This window comes from Candidatus Saccharibacteria bacterium (assembly GCA_016699955.1).
In the GTDB taxonomy this organism is placed as follows: Bacteria; Patescibacteriota; Saccharimonadia; order Saccharimonadales; family UBA4665; genus JAGXIT01.
Window position 1 is genome coordinate 608,106 of the sequence record CP064993.1, and the last position, 16,041, is coordinate 624,146.

The 16,041-nt window shown below is 49.0% G+C and carries 15 protein-coding genes and 1 tRNA gene; 12 read left to right on the forward strand and 4 right to left on the reverse strand.

Annotated elements, in window-relative coordinates:
* Positions 1-25 precede the first annotated feature (25 nt).
* Positions 26-1,792: a translation initiation factor IF-2 gene (locus tag IPL85_03180; protein QQS19266.1), complete on the forward strand. Its 1,767-nt coding sequence runs from the start codon at positions 26-28 to the stop codon at positions 1,790-1,792.
* A gap of 7 nt (positions 1,793-1,799) precedes the next feature.
* Entirely contained in the window at positions 1,800-2,387 is a 588-nt protein-coding gene (locus tag IPL85_03185; protein QQS19267.1) for a hypothetical protein, read from the forward strand.
* Positions 2,388-2,549: 162 nt separating this feature from the next.
* Here the strand turns inward: IPL85_03185 and IPL85_03190 are convergent.
* From IPL85_03190 to priA, 4 genes are all read right to left on the reverse strand, one after another.
* A tRNA-Ala gene (locus IPL85_03190) sits at positions 2,550-2,626 on the reverse strand.
* A gap of 34 nt (positions 2,627-2,660) precedes the next feature.
* Positions 2,661-3,602 carry a methionyl-tRNA formyltransferase gene (gene fmt, locus IPL85_03195; protein ID QQS19268.1) on the reverse strand — a complete coding sequence of 314 codons (942 nt, stop codon included), beginning with the start codon at positions 3,600-3,602 and terminating at the stop codon, positions 2,661-2,663.
* Complete coding sequence (gene def, locus IPL85_03200; GenBank protein QQS19269.1) at positions 3,583-4,155, reverse strand: peptide deformylase; 573 nt, start codon at positions 4,153-4,155, stop codon at positions 3,583-3,585. The genes fmt and def overlap by 20 nt, the downstream gene beginning before the upstream one ends.
* Positions 4,156-4,262: 107 nt before the next feature.
* Positions 4,263-6,221, reverse strand: coding sequence for a primosomal protein N' (priA, locus tag IPL85_03205; protein ID QQS19270.1), 1,959 nt, complete (start codon positions 6,219-6,221; stop codon positions 4,263-4,265).
* Positions 6,222-6,440: 219 nt separating this feature from the next.
* On the opposite strand from priA, the gene IPL85_03210 reads away from it, so the two are divergent.
* From IPL85_03210 to IPL85_03255, 10 genes are all read left to right on the forward strand, one after another.
* Entirely contained in the window at positions 6,441-6,728 is a 288-nt protein-coding gene (locus IPL85_03210) for an ArsR family transcriptional regulator (GenBank protein QQS19271.1), read from the forward strand.
* A 114-nt stretch (positions 6,729-6,842) separates the two neighbouring features.
* Positions 6,843-6,998: a hypothetical protein gene (locus tag IPL85_03215; GenBank protein ID QQS19272.1), complete on the forward strand. Its 156-nt coding sequence runs from the start codon at positions 6,843-6,845 to the stop codon at positions 6,996-6,998.
* Positions 6,999-7,257: 259 nt separating this feature from the next.
* Positions 7,258-7,473: a 30S ribosomal protein S21 gene (gene rpsU, locus IPL85_03220; protein QQS19273.1), complete on the forward strand. Its 216-nt coding sequence runs from the start codon at positions 7,258-7,260 to the stop codon at positions 7,471-7,473.
* Between the two features lie 12 nt (positions 7,474-7,485).
* Positions 7,486-7,944 (forward strand): GatB/YqeY domain-containing protein, encoded by a 459-nt coding sequence (locus tag IPL85_03225; protein ID QQS19274.1) that lies wholly within the window; start codon positions 7,486-7,488, stop codon positions 7,942-7,944.
* Positions 7,945-7,996: 52 nt separating this feature from the next.
* A complete protein-coding gene (locus IPL85_03230) occupies positions 7,997-8,545 on the forward strand; it encodes a nucleoside monophosphate kinase (protein QQS19275.1) in 549 nt (182 codons plus the stop codon).
* Positions 8,546-8,653: 108 nt separating this feature from the next.
* A complete protein-coding gene (gene map, locus IPL85_03235; GenBank protein QQS19276.1) occupies positions 8,654-9,400 on the forward strand; it encodes a type I methionyl aminopeptidase in 747 nt (248 codons plus the stop codon).
* 250 nt (positions 9,401-9,650) lie between these two features.
* Positions 9,651-10,886 carry a cell division protein FtsA gene (gene ftsA, locus IPL85_03240; protein ID QQS19277.1) on the forward strand — a complete coding sequence of 412 codons (1,236 nt, stop codon included), beginning with the start codon at positions 9,651-9,653 and terminating at the stop codon, positions 10,884-10,886.
* 150 nt (positions 10,887-11,036) lie between these two features.
* On the forward strand, positions 11,037-12,362 hold the full coding sequence (ftsZ, locus tag IPL85_03245) for a cell division protein FtsZ (GenBank protein QQS19278.1): 1,326 nt from the start codon (positions 11,037-11,039) through the stop codon (positions 12,360-12,362).
* A gap of 171 nt (positions 12,363-12,533) precedes the next feature.
* Positions 12,534-13,010 carry a transcriptional repressor NrdR gene (gene nrdR / locus IPL85_03250; protein QQS19279.1) on the forward strand — a complete coding sequence of 159 codons (477 nt, stop codon included), beginning with the start codon at positions 12,534-12,536 and terminating at the stop codon, positions 13,008-13,010.
* Between the two features lie 65 nt (positions 13,011-13,075).
* Positions 13,076-15,919, forward strand: a complete 2,844-nt coding sequence (locus tag IPL85_03255) for a vitamin B12-dependent ribonucleotide reductase (GenBank protein ID QQS19280.1) — start codon at positions 13,076-13,078, stop codon at positions 15,917-15,919.
* Positions 15,920-16,041: the final 122 nt, after the last annotated feature.

Below are 16,041 nucleotides of genomic sequence, written 5' to 3' on the forward strand. Positions count from 1 at the left end.
AGTGGTCAGAAAGGAGCATACCGAAATGGCAGCACAAATTGAATTGCCAGAAAACGTTACCGTCGGCGAATTGGCGGAAGTGCTTCAGCTGCCCGCGACCCGACTTATAGGCGAGCTTTTTAAGAACGGCATCATCGCTACCATAAATGAACGGCTTGATTTTGATACGGCACAAATAATTGTTGGAGAACTTGGTCTTGATGTAGTCCTTGTGCGCAAAGTCGTTGAGGCTGACTTGCCGCAGCGTAAAAAATATGCGCCTACCGCCAGTTCTGTTGATCGCCCACCCGTTGTTGCGGTTATGGGGCATGTTGACCATGGCAAAACCAGTCTACTCGATGCCATTCGTGGCGCGCAGGTTGCAAAGGGAGAGGCCGGTGGGATCACTCAGCACATTTCAGCCTACCAGATTGAACATAAAAACCGTGCCATCACATTTCTCGACACGCCTGGCCACGAAGCATTTGCCGCCATCCGCCAGCATGGCGCTGATTTGACAGATATTGTCATAATTGTCGTCGCCGCGGACGATGGTGTGAAGCCCCAAACTGTTGAGGCAATACGCTATGCGAAAAATGCTGGGACGAAAATTGTAGTAGCTATAAATAAAATGGACAAAGAGGGTGCAAACACCGGGCTTGTTATGGGTCAGTTGGCCGAACATGGTGTAGTGGCAGACGATAAAGCGTGGGGCGGTGATGTGCCGATGGTTGAGGTTAGTGCCAAAACAGGTAGTGGGCTCGAAAATCTGCTTGATACAGTTTTGCTTGTGGCCGATATAGATGAGCTGAAGGCCGACCCGACCGTTCCCGCCCAGGGCTTAATTATCGAGGCACACATCGAACACGGCCGTGGCCCAATAGCTCACGCGCTGGTTGAGGAGGGGACACTCCAAGCCGGCCAATTTGTTCTTGCGGGTGGTACGTATGCTAAAGTTAGAAACCTCGAATCGACCAGTGGCATACCTATCAAATCCGCCGGCCCCTCTACGCCAGTTGTCATAAGTGGTTTCAAAACATTGCCTGAGTTTGGCGATAAGTTTGAGACAGTGACTCAAGAGCGTGAAGCTCGGGAACGATCCGCAGTGGTTGCTACGGAGCGCGCGCATGGTACAAATCGAAGCGACATGAGCAGTAGCGAGCTTCTACGCATCATAAGCCGCACCGACAAGCTCCAGGAACTGCCTATTATCATTAAAGCAGACGTTCAGGGGTCGCTCACATCTGTTGCGGACAGCCTGAAGAGTATTGGTACGGAAGAAGTCGCCGTTAGAGTCGCAAGCTCCAGTGTGGGCGTTGTAAACGACAATGACATTCATCTTGCTCGCAGCACAGGGGCAATTCTTTACGGTTTCAATACCAGTGTGGCCAATAATATCAAACGCCTCGCAAACCGTGACAAGGTTTCAATACGCCTTTACAACGTCATATACGAGCTGATAGACGACGTAAAGGATGAACTGAGTAAGCTGCTTGCCCCCGAAGTTACCGAAAAAGAAATGGGAACATTACTGCTAAAAGGCGTCTTTAAGACAACCAAAACAGAGATTATATGCGGCGGCGAAGTACAAAGCGGTAAGCTTACTGTGCCGGCTTTAGTACGTTTGAAAAGGGGTAAAGAACAGATTGGCTTGGCCACTTTGAAAGGTTTAAAGCGCGGACCCAATGCAGCGAACGATCTGGTAGAAGGTGAATTAGGCGGGCTTGAACTAGAAACCACTAGTCGTGTTGAATTACAACTTGGCGATAAACTTGAATTTTACGTTGTAGAGACGAAGGAAAGGACGTTATAATACAGTCATGTTAAAGCTTGATAACAATCTCTTAGCAGAACTTGGTCTGGGTAGCTTGCCTGAAGATCAGAAGAAGGCTATGCTACAGCACATTTATGAAACTCTTGAGCTTCGTGTCGGCACCCAGCTGGCAAACCAAATGACTGATAAACAACTTGAAGAGTTCGAGCGCTTTATAGATGCTGGCGGCGACCAAAATCAAGCGCAAGCGCTTCAGTGGCTTGAGTCCAACCTGCCTAACTACAAACAGGTTGTAAATGATGTGTTTGAGGCTTTGAAAGTTGAGATCAAAGGCATGGCGCCGCAAATTGTAGCTACAGCCCAGCAACAACCAGCCGTGGGACAGCCCCAAGATGCTTCGCAGCAGGCCTATACGCAGCCCTACCAACAGCCACAAGTCGCCCAAGCTTCGCAGCCCTCAGCGACGACGCAAAGCTATACCGTTGTCGAACCTACAGCAGATGAGCAAAAAACCATCCAGCTTTACCTTGAGAATAATTATCAAGACGTTGCGATGGTCGTTGACAGTAATGGTCAGCGCCTGCTCCGTTCCCGCGCCCCGCTTGACTCTAACCCCACCTACAAATCACTTTAGAAAATCTGTAAATCCAGATGTCTCGAGCTTCCCACCCCTGAACACTACTTCGTTTTCGCTCGTTAGGGATTGAAGCCGCTAACAGCGGTGTTTAATTGAGCTGGGTTAATTAGAGTAATCAAGATTGAGGCAAGCCGGTGTAGGGCTTACCAAATGTTTGCTTGGTGGAGTATGGCGGAGTCGAACCGCCGACCTCGGCAATGCGAATGCCGCGCTCTAGCCAACTGAGCTAATACCCCAATCGGTGTCAGTATACCAGCAGTTTATCTCGGGTTAAAGCAGTCTTCCATAACCGGCTAAAAACGCGCTGGCGGGCATGGCGGTTTTGCCGGCAGGTATGAGTGTGTCAACGACAAGGATGCCGTCCGCCGTCTGCAGGCATAGTTGTTTGTCGGCAACAAACGTTGCTTTATTATCAACGTTTTCTAAGGAGTTATTTGCGACATGAGCGGCAGTAATGACTACATCTTTTCCTGCTATGGCCGTACGGCTCCCTGGCCACCCAATGTATGCGCGGACCTCACGTTCGAGTTGCACGGCTGGTTTCTGCAAGTCAATTACGCCGTCCTGTTTACTGATGCGTTTGTCGTATGTTGCGTTGGCTTCCTTTTGGGGCACAGGCTTGATTTCGCCGTTTAGTATACCTGGCAAAAGCTGTCGCAATCTATCCGATCCAATGTTTAGTAAAGCACTGGCAAGTGTTAGTTTTGATTCATCTCCATTCAGTTTTAGCTCGCTCAAATCAAAGAGTGGCCCTGCGTCCATTGTTGCTGAAAGTAGCATAAGACAAACGCCAGTTGTTGGATCGCCGCTAAGCAGGGTACTCTCAATAGGAGTTGATCCTCGGTGCTTAGGTAACAAAGATGGATGAACATTGATGATACCCCACGGGAATATGTCAATAATATTCTGGGGAATAAGCTGCCCAAAAGCTACCAGCACACCTATTGCAGCATTGAATGCGACGAGCTCCGGGGTTATATCGGCAATCTTATGTGGCTTAAAAACAGGAATATCATGCTCAACAGCGATTGTTTCCACGGCAAAGTGTCTCAGTTTTCGAGAACGGGACTCGTTATCATTGAGTACTACGGCAGCAACATCGTAGCCATTACCGAGTAGCATCCGTAGAATGGGCGCATCTGAATTAACGCCAGTGGCAATACATTCATTACCAAAATAAATGATTCGCTTGTTAGTCCCAGAGGTCGGCATTGTTTTTTATGTCTTTCTCATAGTCTTTTGGCTCCAATTTACCTTCGCTAGTTAGGGTAAAAAATGCCTTCTCATCATTTTTGATATGGTCTATAAACACGATGCCGTTTGTGTGGTCTATTTCGTGCTGAAATACCCGGGCCAAAAACCCCTCGACCGTAAGGCGCACTTCTTTACCGTTGAGACCGAGTGCTTTTACGCGAACCTTGCTGTGCCGTGGTACTAGGCCGTATACATTTTTTATACTTAGGCAGCCCTCGTAGTCGGCAATAATCTCGCCTTCATACTTAGTAATTTCTGGGTTGATAAAGACCTGGAATGTCCGATCGGTTTTGTCATCAAAGTTATTGCGTATGACAACGGCACGCCACAGCTCGTCAATTTGCACAGCCGCAAGAGCCACGCCAACTTCATGATCACGTCCATCCTCCCATTCGAGTGTTGCCGCTTGCATGTTAGCTATTAGCTGTCTAACTTCGTCACCCACAAATCCAATTTTTTTACTTCTTTCTCGTAAGTGCGAGTTTGGAAGTGTAATAAGAGTTTTGTTCATGCGCCCTAGTATATCAGATGATAGCCGTGGGGGTGCCTTGCAACTGCGGCGGATAGTGGTGCGGTGCCGCACCACCCTAGCTAAGATTCTACTGCGGTGACAGGGGGCTATAGTAAATTAACTGGGTCGAGATCGTGAGTCCAGCCACTTGGAAGGCTGGACGCTATATCGACGAGAACTTGGCGGGATGTACTTTTTACGATGAGCTGCCACTTGTATTTGCCACTTTCCCTAGGATGGAAAGCTGGAGACGGTCCTTCAACGTTTAACTTGGGATGGTCTTTCTGTATCTGTCCGCTTAACTTCATTGCTGTTTTTTCAGCCGAGCCGTTGGTTGCGCGTAGGCAGGTCAGTTTGAGTAGGTATACAAAAGGAGGGAACTTAAATGATTTTCGCTCGGCGAGTTCAGATTCATAAAAAGTAGACCAGTTTTTATGGATGGCTGCTTGTAGTGTGGGGTGGTTGGGGTTGTAGCTTTGTATGACAACTGTACCATCGCCGTGTCCACGGGCGGTTCGGCCAAAAACTTGTGTGAGAAGTTGAAACGTTCGTTCATTCGCCGTGTAGTCGGGTATGAGCAGGCTGGCATCGGCATTAAGTACGCCTACGACGGTGAGCTTGGGCAAATCAAGGCCTTTCGTAATCATTTGGGTGCCGATGATGATGTCTACATCGCCGGCTTGCAAAGTATCAAGCTGGGTCTCAAGCTGCTCGGCTTTTGCGGTGTCGGTGTCAAAGCGGCTCACTCTGGCCTGCGGGAATAGTCGTTTCACTTCTGCCACAACAGCTTTAGTGCCGATGGTTTTGAGTACAATATCAGTTTCGCCGCATTCGGGGCAGCTACTGGGGAGTGGCCGTGTGCGGCCGCAAATGTGGCAGCGCATAGCGTGATGGTCGCCGTGGTAGGTAAGTGAGAGGTCGCAGTTATTACACAAAGCTCTCCAGCCACAAGCAGCACATAGCACTGCTCCAGCCGTTCCCCGACGATTCAGGAAAAGCATGCTTTGGTTGCCGGTTTCAAGCGCATGTTGCAGTGCCTGCAGGAGCGGAGTCGATAGAATAGGGCTTCGTGTGAGTACGCTTCGGTCGCGCAGGTCGACTACCAAAGTTTCTGTCTCGGCTGTACGCTGAACGGCAAGCTCATGCAAAGATACGAGCGGCCGATTCTTAGCAGCTGCAAGGTAGTAATCTTCTACACTCGGGGTTGCGGATCCGCTGACCAGACAGGCGCCGTGTAACTGTGCGAGCTTGGCGGCAACTCGCTCTGTCCGGTAATGTGGTGCAGATTCGCTTTTGTATGCTTGATCGTGTGACTCGTCTATAACAATGAGACCAAGTTTCTGTACGGGTGCAAACAGTGCGGAGCGAGGGCCAATGACGACGACGGGTTTGTCGCTGCCGAGGATTTTGTACCAACTGTTTCGTCGCTGCGCGACTGTTTGCCGGGAATGCATTACGTGTACGCTGCCCGGGAATGAGCCTTCAAAAGTCCCGACTAGCTGAGCGGTAAGACCAATTTCTGGCGTGAGCACGATAGCGGACTTACCAGCTCCAAGTGATCGTTTTGCTAGCTCTACATACAACCGCGTCTTACCACTGCCAGTGATGCCGTGCAAGAGGTGGTAGCCAGAGGAGCCAATGTTTTTCAAGGCTTCGACTTGCGGGGGCGTGAGGGTGGGTAGCTTTTTGGAATGTGGAACAAGAGGTTCTGGGTGTGTGAGTGATTTTGCGCTCGGTGCGGGGGCGTTCGCCGTCTTCACAAAAGCGGTTGTGGGCGGCAGAAATTGGCGGATAACCGCACCAAAGGACGAAGGATAATACCCATAGAGCCAGTCAATTAGTTGGAGCGCCGCAGTAGGTAGCGGCTGGGCAGGTGCGGCGGCGGCAACGGGCTTGGCCGTAAATGTCGGCTCTGGTACTCGCCTAAAAACAATGCCGAGCACAGAGCGGTTACGCAAAGCAATTCTTACAACGGAACCTGGCAATAGCTCAGCGTCCGACGAATAGGTCAGGGCACTTTTGCCATGGTACTGCATATCCCCAACTAACACTTCATAATACCGCACCCCTACAGTATAGCCTGCTTCGTTTGCGTCAGGGACGGACCCTGACGCGTACAAAAAGCAAACACTGCGTCAGGTTTGCGTCAGGGTCCGTCCTTGACGCAGGTTGCCGGAGAGAGGAAAAAAGTTGTTGAAATACTAGACAAACGTTGTTATTATAGATGTACTACGTTGTCGTTCCGACAATATAAAGGCTTATGTAAAGGTAAGGGTACGGGGATTATGCTAGACGTTTTCATCACCAGCCGAGTGCGCCGCAAGATTATTGTAATCTATGCCAAATATCCTGACTTCAAAACGCACGTACGTGGGCTAGCAAAGCTTATCAAGGAAGACGCCGGTAACATTCAGCGTGAGCTAAAGCGTCTTGAAAAAGCTGGTTTTCTCATGAGTGAAAAGCAGGGCAACACGAAGATATACCACACAAACAAGCAGTTCATCATCTTCAAAGAGCTTCAGTCTATTGTACTCAAAAGCCAGCGCACCCAGCAAAAACGCCATGTCAGCTAAAGCGGCTAAGTGCTACAGCCTAACAAGTTTTGCATAGCTCGGAGGACTAGCCCACGATATATTTGACAAAATGGTGTGTAGCTGATATACTATAAATAGTAAGGAGATCGCTGTATGCAAAATAATGGAATCACGGTGCGGGAACTGCCTTTATCAGAGGTATTACGTGGCCCGGACGATTTATTACGAACCGCGGGAAGAATGACTATGGATACTATAGGTGTGTATGGAAAATTAGCAGAACTAGGTGTTGCCGGCACATCGAGATGATTTGAACAATCACCTGGTGCATTAGAAGCAAGTGACGACTAAGGAAGTCTTGGGTGAAGTGTGGACACGCTACCCTGTTACGCCAGCTTCTTCCGCCAAAAGCGCGGCCAACTTACATCGTCGGCGCTGATGGGCAGCTTCATCCAGGGCGGGCAGGCTCCAGAGGGGGCGCCGGGGGGCAGTGTTTCCCGACGCCGTATAAGGGCGAGGTTTTAATCACTTGTCTTCTAGTATTATTCAGTGTTATACTCCTACGGTTATGATAGAAGTTACAAGAAAAGACGGGAAAGAAAGCGCCGAAAACTTGGTGCGTCGGTTTAATCGCCGTGTGCAACAGTCGGGACTTGTTATCGCCGTTAAAGCAGGCCAATATTTTGAAAAGCCACTGAGCAAGCGTGAGCGTCGCAGCAAGGCGATCATTCGTAATCAGCGTAAGGCTATCAAGCTGAAAAAAATTAAGCTTGGCCAAAAGTAATAATCAGTTCTGATGGGTAGCATAAAACAGCGTCTCCAAGATGATGTGAAATCTGCCATGTTGGCTGGTGATTCTTTGCGTTTGGAGTGTTTGCGAGGCTTAAAAAGTGTCATATTGTATGCTGAGGTGGCAGCGGGCAAACGCGAAAATGGTTTGGATGACGATGAAATTCTAACGCTTTTTGCCAAGGAATCAAAAAAGCGCCAGGAGAGCTCAGATCTGTATGTACAAGGCGGTTCACAAGAACGGGCTGATAAAGAGTTGGCCGAAAAAGCAATTATCGAAGAGTACCTGCCTACGCAATTGAGTCAAACCGAGCTTGAGGCAATTATCGATGAAATTGTTTTCCAGGTAAAACCAGATGGGCTGCAACAGATGGGTCAAGTCATTGGCCAAGTGAAATCACAAGTCGGCAACACTGCCGATGGGTCAATAATAGCGGCGCTTGTTAAGGAAAGGTTGCAACCATGAAATCAGTAATAATGAACTTCCAACTACCGGTAACATTACTGGAGGATAATCAATGATTTTGCTGATGGGTCCGGCCGGCGCGGGTAAAAGCCTTCAGGGGCACAAACTGGCCGATGAGCACGGATACGCGTATATCTCGACTGGAGAAATCTTCCGTCTGTTCCTCACCGGTCACCGGCGTGCGGCTATGCTTGAGGGGAAACTGATGGGCGACCACGAAACAATTGATATGATGGATAAGGTATTTGACATTGTCGACACCAAAGATGAATTTATACTCGATGGCTTCCCTCGTACTGCTGAGCAGGTGACGTGGCTGATGAAACAGGCCGAAAAAGGTCGCTTTGACCGACCAATTGTTGTACATATGGATGTTAGCGAGAAGGAAACGCGTGATCGTTTAGCTAAACGCGGGCGTCCAGATGATACACCTGATTCGATTACCGAACGTTACAAGCTTTATGCCAGTAAGACCCAGCCAATATTACAGCAGTTTCGCGATAGTGGTGTCGAAGTTTTAGACGTTGACGCCGATGGTACCCCAACCAAAGTATATAAAAATATCATCACTGCGCTTGGTCTTCCTGCCAAGTTTGATTAGACTTACGGCATGAATATTGTGTGAAAGGTTATACCTCGCACAAATTCTGCGAGGTATAACCTTTCACACGGGAACTTAGGGTATAATTTTGCCAAGAGGATACGTAATATGCAATCAAAAACTTCAGCTGAAATAGCGGCAATGCGTCAGAGTGGATATATACTCGGCTCTGTTTTGGAGAAAATCCGGCGTGAAGTACGTATGGGGATGACACCGAAGCAGGTCTCTGCACTTGCAGCCGAGGAGACTGACCGGCTAGGCGGCAAGCCAGCCTTCAAAGGTTTCGAGGGCTACCCAGACATTATCTGCATATCCAACAACAATGAGGTACAGCACAGTATTCCAAATGATACCCCGTTTAAAAACGGTGATGTAGTGAACTTTGATTACGGTGTTGTCTACGACGGCATGATTACTGACGCAGGCATTACCATTTGCATTGGTAGTAAGCCAGATGCGGACGCTGAGCGGTTGCTAAAGGGAACTGAGGCGGCGTTATATGCGGCGATTGATGTAGTGCGGGAAGGTGTACGAGTAGGTGATATATCAGCCACGATTGAAAAAGTGCTAAAGTCGTATAATCTAGGGATAGTGCGTGAGCTGGTGGGCCACGGTGTCGGGCATGAGCTGCATGAAGCACCAGAAATACCGAATTACGGCCATGCCGGCACCGGCCCTACGCTAAAGGCTGGCATGACAATTGCTATTGAGCCCATTACAACCCTTGGAGATTACCGAATTTTTGGTGCGCACGATGGCTGGACGCTCCTTACGGTCGATGGCAGCCGTAGCGCCCAGTTTGAGCACACGCTGCTTGTTACAACAGACGGCTGCGAAATATTGACACAGGTATAGGCTAGCTGACACAAACATCTGCTATTTTCAGACCAAGCACCAGCGGCCATGACAGTTTTCTTATTTAGCAGAGTAAAGATATCAGATGACACACATCCAAGTATGTTCTTTGTTCTGCTTCTGCTAAATGCTACCAGCGACTTGCTAAGTGCCCGTGCCTGATTTGCTTTGCAAAATGAGCGTCAACTAAGAACAAGATCATAACAAATGTTGCGCTCGGGCAAGCTCTAGCGCTATACTGAGAGGCAATATGCGCGAAAATTCAGCTGCTCCCCATTATGTGGGTCTCGATATTGGGACATCGCATGTACGATGCGTGATTGGCACGCGTGACGTCAATGACCCGACAGCTATTTCCGTTATCGGACATGGTATGAGCCCAAATCAAGGCATGCGTAAGGGGGTTATTATGCATGTAGATGAATGTGTCGAGTCTATTGTGCAGGCGGTGACCGAAACAGAGCGGATTTCTGGCGTTCGAATTGAGCACGCGACAGTGAATATGAATGGTGCGCACGTTGCGGGGATGAACTCGCGGGGGACCATTGCTATCAGTAGCCCAAACCGAGAAATTACCGCAGATGATCGCGATCGTGTTGAAGAAGCAGCGGCCATTGTTAAGCTACCGGCTAACCGCGAGATTTTGCAGGTATTTGCCAAGAACTATCGTCTTGACGGACAAGATAATCTGAAAGACCCAGTCGGCATGCACGGTGTGCGCCTAGAGGTAGACTGCCATATTTTGACGGCCGCAACGCCAAACGTACGCAATTTGGATTTGGCGCTCGAAAAAGCTCAGATCCGACCACAGCATCATACGGTATCATCGCTGGCAGCGGCGGAAGCGGTTCTCGACCGCAAGCAGAAAGAAGCTGGCACGGCGGTGCTTGATATTGGCGCTGGCACAACCAACATTGTTGTCATAGAAGACGGTGAGATACAGCATATTGCTGTTATACCCATGGGAGGTACCCATATAACAAACGATTTGGCAATTGGCCTTAAAACAGATCTTGAAGTTGCTGAACAGGTAAAACTAAAACATGTTACTCTTGGTGACACCACAGATAAAACGTACCGAATTATTGTCGAGGGAGCAGGATACACCTTTGAGCAAGCAGAAACGAATATGATTGTCGAAGCCCGGGTAGAAGAACTCCTTGAGTACGTTGACAAAGAGCTCCAAAAAATCCACCGTTCACGTAAGCTGCCAGGCGGAGTCGTGATAGTTGGTGGAAGCGCAGCCCTACCGGGGTTGGCTGAGTTTGCCAAAGAGCGACTGCAACTGCCAGCGCGCATCGGCAAGATACGTGGTTTGGCTGGGCTGGTCGACACAGTAGACGATCCTGCATTTGCGACTGCTACCGGGTTAATGCTACTCGACATCCTACTTGCCCCTTATGTAAACGACCAGATAACTTCGACGCAGGTTTTCAGCGGCGGGGTGTCTTCTGTGTCCAATTTTCTTAAAAAATTCAGACGTTAGAACACGCCTTGTGTTCAGGCTTTTTCCTGATAAGCCATGTTTTTACTCGGCTGCTGACGTGGTGAGTTTTTTTTGTATGCACTGATGGTTGAACTCCCTACCGCGGACGCGTATACTGGTGTTAGTAAGTAAGGCGAGGGAAGAAAGAATATGGCACAGGCAGTTGATCCGGCAATTGAAACATTTGCTCGCATAAAAGTAGTCGGTGTTGGCGGGGCTGGCGGCGCAGCCATAAATCGTATGATAGACGCTGGGGTTGACGGTGTGGAATTCATCGCCATCAATACCGATGCGCAGGCTCTTCATAACTCGAGGGCCGGTACTAAACTACACATTGGTCGTGACACAACACGTGGTCTTGGCGCGGGTGCAGATCCGGCGGTTGGCGAACAGGCTGCTGCCGAATCGCGTGAAGAAATCAAAGCGACGCTAGAAGGCGCAGACATGGTCTTTATCACGATTGGAGCTGGTGGTGGCACAGGAAGCGGCGCCGGGCATATTGTGGCACAAACAGCGAAAGACATGGGCATTCTAGTCATAGGTTTTGCTACGAAACCGTTTGCCTTCGAAGGTGATAAACGGCGACGCAACGCTGATACGGCCATCGATAAACTACGTAACGCAGTCGATACACTCATTATTATCCCTAATGATCGACTATTGCAGACCATTGACCGCGCAACACCTTTACTTGAAGCCTTCAAGGTAGCCGATGACGTATTGCGACAAGGCGTCCAGGGCATCTCTGACCTCATAACGGTGCACGGGCTTATCAATCTTGACTTTGCCGATGTAAAAGCCGTGATGAGCAATGCTGGATCGGCCCTAATGGGTATTGGCCGAGCAAGTGGTGAAAACAGAGCGATTCAGGCCGCACAGCAAGCTATTGAGTCACCCTTACTCGAAGTTTCTATCGATGGTGCGCGGGGTATCCTTTTCAACGTTATTGGTGGACAAGACCTCTCTATGCACGAGATCAATACTGCCGCAGAGGCTATCACGGCGGCTGCCGATCCTGACGCCAACATTATTTTTGGCGCAACAATTAGCCCGGAACTAGAGGGTGAGATAATTATTACTGTCGTGGCGACAGGGTTTGATGCCTCGTACTTCACGAATCGTCAGGCCGTAAGTACTAGTTTGCCCAATCAGGCATCTGATCAAGATAGAGCAATTGCTCAGCCAATAGATTCCGTTACCAAGACAACGGAAACAGACATGGAAGCAATTGACATGTCTATTAAAGAAGATAACGCAGAGCAAACAGACCAAGCCGCGGACTTTTCCAACGAAACGCCCATGCCAAACATTTGGGCTATCCAGCACGATGAAAAAGATTTCGACAAAAAGGATGCAGTGACGTTGCACGAGCCAGTCGTATCTCATGAAGATGAAGATGAGCTCGAGAAACCATCGTTTTTGCGCCGCTTGGCACGTCGACGCTCAAAAGTCGATTCTGAAGATATTGACAAATAACAGGCACAACTGTCTGATTCTGTATTAAATATTACACCGCATTTCTACTTTACCAACCCCACTTATGGGGGTATGATGGTTATGTAAAACGCTATATGTAGCAGGTGGTGTTTCAAAAATTTACTGCTTGCTGTGTAGTCGCACCTTATAAAAACATGAGAGGGCTCGAGAATGAAATGTAGCCAATGCAGCCGCGATGACACGAAGGTAATCGAGAGTCGCGATGTCGCTGAAGGTGAGTCAGTCCGCCGCCGCCGTGCTTGTATGGTTTGCGGGTACCGCTTTACTACTTATGAACGTGTAGAGCGATCCCAGCTTATTGTCGTGAAAAATGACGGTACACGTCAATTGTTCAACCGGCAAAAACTACTTGCGGGGCTTTACCGGGCATGTGAGAAAACGAGCGTTACTAGTATGCAGCTTGATGCACTTGTTCAAAATATTGAGCACGAACTGTATGCTTGTGCCGATAGCGAAGTGCGTTCACGCACCATAGGCGAAATGGTAATGGATCGCCTGAGTGGGCTCGACGAGGTGGCGTACGTTCGCTTCGCAAGCGTTTACCGTCGGTTTAGCGACATAGCGGGTTTTGAGAGGGAACTTTCGAACATACGTGAAAGAAAACAAGAAGCCTTAGATGAGGCATAGCGTGGATTGATTTTCTTACAAAAGTAAGTACAAACATATAAAAAACTAAGTGGAGTTATGCAGGAATGGCATGTGCTTCCAAAGAAAGTGAGGGTAAAAGTATGGGACAGACAACTGATAGTGGAGTAAAGCGGCTTTTTACCACGCCTCGTGCTAAGGCGTACGACGCCATTACGTGGGTGAAGCGTGATTCTGAGCTTAAAAACCCTTTTACCGGTGAGATTGTCTTCGCGCAAAAAGGTGTTGAAATCCCAGAGAGCTGGTCGCTTAACGCGCTTAATATTGTGGCACAAAAATATTTTACAGGTACACCGGGCACGAAAGGGCGCGAGGCTTCGCTGAAACAACTGATTGACCGCGTAGTTGATACTGTTGTACGTCAGGGTCAGCAAGAGGGCTATTTTGATTCTGTCACCGAAGCTGAAACGTACCGGGAAGAGCTCAAGTATGTCCTAGCCACTCAGCGAGCAGCATTCAATAGCCCGGTTTGGTTTAATATTGGCGCACCGGAGAGGGCACAGCAAGCAAGTGCTTGTTTTATCTTGGGCGTCGAAGACACCATGCCAGCAATACTGCAATGGTACACTGACGAAGGAATGATATTCAAGGGTGGTTCGGGTAGCGGTGTCAACATTAGCCCTATTCGTTCAAGTGTTGAACCACTGGGCAAAAGCGCTGGGACAGCAAGTGGTCCACTAAGTTTTATGCGAGGTGCTGATGCGAGCGCCGGCGCAATTAAGAGCGGCGGAAAAACGCGCCGAGCTGCCAAGATGGTTATTCTGAATGTCGACCACCCAGATATAGAAGAGTTTATTTGGTGTAAATCAATTGAAGAGGACAAAGCGCGCGCGCTTCAGGCGGCTGGGTTTGACATGAGCCTTGATGGTAAAGATATTTTCAGCGTCCAGTACCAGAATGCCAATAACTCAGTAAGAGTCACCGACGAATTTATGCAGGCGGTTGAGGCAGACGGCGACTGGGATCTTAAAGCAGTTAGTACTGGCAAAACGGTTCGAACAATCAAAGCCCGTCACATTTTTCGGCAGTTTGCAGAGGCTGCGTGGCAGTGCGCTGATCCTGGTATGCAATTTGACACGGTTATTAACAAATGGCACACAACTCCAAATGTAGGTCGTATAAATGGCTCTAACCCCTGTAGCGAGTACATGCATCTTGATAATTCGGCGTGTAACCTTGCAAGTATTAACTTGCTCCATTACCTGAATGATGACTTTAGCTTCGATGTTGAAAGCTTCAAGCATACCGTTGAGCTTATGTTTACCGCTCAAGAAATTCTCGTTGGCTATAGTTCGTATCCAACCGAGCGTATTACAAAAAATGCTCGGGCCTACCGCGAGCTAGGAATTGGGTATGCGAACCTGGGCGCGTTGCTTATGGCTCAAGGCTTGCCTTATGACAGTGACGAAGGGCGCGCACAGGCAGCAGCAATAACGGCCATTCTGACTGGCCACAGCTACGCTACGAGCGCTAAGATGGCTCGTAGGGTTGGACCTTTTACCGGTTTCCACAAAGACCGTGACAACATGTTGAAAGTGCTTCGAATGCACCGTGAGGCCGTAAATCACATTGACGCTAGTCTTGTCTCCGAAGACTTGCTAGACGCGGCTGTTGCAGCCTGGGATGATGCAGTTGAGCTTGGTGAGTTGTACGGTGTACGCAACAGTCAGGCAAGTGTGCTTGCGCCAACTGGTACTATTGGGCTTATGATGGACTGTGATACTACGGGTATCGAACCAGATCTAGGCCTTGTAAAGGTAAAAAAACTGGTCGGCGGTGGCACTATGAGTATAGTTAATCAGACGGTTCCACGAGCCCTCAGGGCGCTTGGCTATAGCGACGAGCAAGTCAATGATATCGTTGCCTACATTGACATCGAAAAAACTATTCTTGGTGCACCTCATCTCAAAAAAGAACACGAACCTGTTTTTGCGTGCTCCATGGGGGATAACTCTATCCATTACCTGGGTCATGTAAAAATGATGGCGGCTGTTCAACCATTTCTATCTGGTGCAATTAGTAAAACCGTAAATATGCCAGAAACGGCAACCGTAGAAGACATAGAACAGCTGCATATAGATTCGTGGAAAATGGGTTTGAAAGCGGTCGCTATTTACCGAGACAACTGTAAGGTGGCGCAGCCGCTAAGTATGGCTAAGAAAGACAGTGATGAAAATAAGGAAGAAGCACCTGTCGCCGCTGTGGCTGTTTCAGATGACGGTAAAATTGTGCTCAAAGGTGCGGTGCGTCGGAAGCTGCCGCGTATCCGGAACAGTCGTACCTACCGTTTTGTTGTCGCCGACCTGGAAGGTTTCTTTACGGTGGGTGAATACCCAGACGGTACTCCTGGTGAGTTATTCATAAGCGTAAGCCGTCAGGGTTCGACGTTGGCTGGTCTAATGGACTCATTTGCTATCAGCGTGAGCCACGGCTTGCAGTACGGCGTGCCACTCAAGAGCTACGTCAAGACACTACGGGGTACAAGCTTTGCGCCATTTGGTATAACGGATGACCCAGATATCCGAACGGCTAGCTCGGTCACGGACTACATTGTCCGCCGGCTTGCACTCGACTATCTGAACTTTGATGATCGTCTTGAACTTGGACTGGCAAGTATTGACGACATGCCTGAAGAACAAACTAGTCTCCTCGAGGGCAGCGCAGAAAAAAACGAAGTAATTACTCACTCTGAAACGACCACGACACAAGTCACTAAGCCTGTTGAGACACAACCCATGGCACCCGTACACGCGGAAGCTACTCAGCATGGTAGGCAAGTTCAGATTAAAGATTCTACGGCTCCACTGTGCTACAACTGCGGAAACCAAACCCAACGAAGTGGTAGCTGCTATGTCTGTACAAGTTGCGGTTCAACGACAGGGTGCTCGTAAGCACGCCAGAGTGTATATAACATAACAAAAAGCGGCCTGATGTTTGCACTGCCCCCCTGTTGTGTCAGCGTCGGTTTCTTAATCGCCCCGCGAACTGTAGCAAGTGTTTTTTAAGAAACGTC

Coding starts and splice junctions, on each gene's coding strand:
- nrdR (QQS19279.1), top strand. CDS start 12,534: ATGAAATGTAGCCAATGCAGCCGCGATGACACGAAGGTAATCGAGAGT.
- IPL85_03185 (QQS19267.1), top strand. CDS start 1,800: ATGTTAAAGCTTGATAACAATCTCTTAGCAGAACTTGGTCTGGGTAGC.
- ftsA (QQS19277.1), top strand. CDS start 9,651: ATGCGCGAAAATTCAGCTGCTCCCCATTATGTGGGTCTCGATATTGGG.
- IPL85_03210 (QQS19271.1), top strand. CDS start 6,441: ATGCTAGACGTTTTCATCACCAGCCGAGTGCGCCGCAAGATTATTGTA.
- IPL85_03225 (QQS19274.1), top strand. CDS start 7,486: ATGGGTAGCATAAAACAGCGTCTCCAAGATGATGTGAAATCTGCCATG.
- IPL85_03230 (QQS19275.1), top strand. CDS start 7,997: ATGATTTTGCTGATGGGTCCGGCCGGCGCGGGTAAAAGCCTTCAGGGG.
- IPL85_03255 (QQS19280.1), top strand. CDS start 13,076: ATGGCATGTGCTTCCAAAGAAAGTGAGGGTAAAAGTATGGGACAGACA.
- rpsU (QQS19273.1), top strand. CDS start 7,258: ATGATAGAAGTTACAAGAAAAGACGGGAAAGAAAGCGCCGAAAACTTG.
- IPL85_03215 (QQS19272.1), top strand. CDS start 6,843: ATGCAAAATAATGGAATCACGGTGCGGGAACTGCCTTTATCAGAGGTA.
- ftsZ (QQS19278.1), top strand. CDS start 11,037: ATGGCACAGGCAGTTGATCCGGCAATTGAAACATTTGCTCGCATAAAA.
- IPL85_03180 (QQS19266.1), top strand. CDS start 26: ATGGCAGCACAAATTGAATTGCCAGAAAACGTTACCGTCGGCGAATTG.
- def (QQS19269.1), bottom strand. CDS start 4,155: ATGAACAAAACTCTTATTACACTTCCAAACTCGCACTTACGAGAAAGA.
- fmt (QQS19268.1), bottom strand. CDS start 3,602: ATGCCGACCTCTGGGACTAACAAGCGAATCATTTATTTTGGTAATGAA.
- map (QQS19276.1), top strand. CDS start 8,654: ATGCAATCAAAAACTTCAGCTGAAATAGCGGCAATGCGTCAGAGTGGA.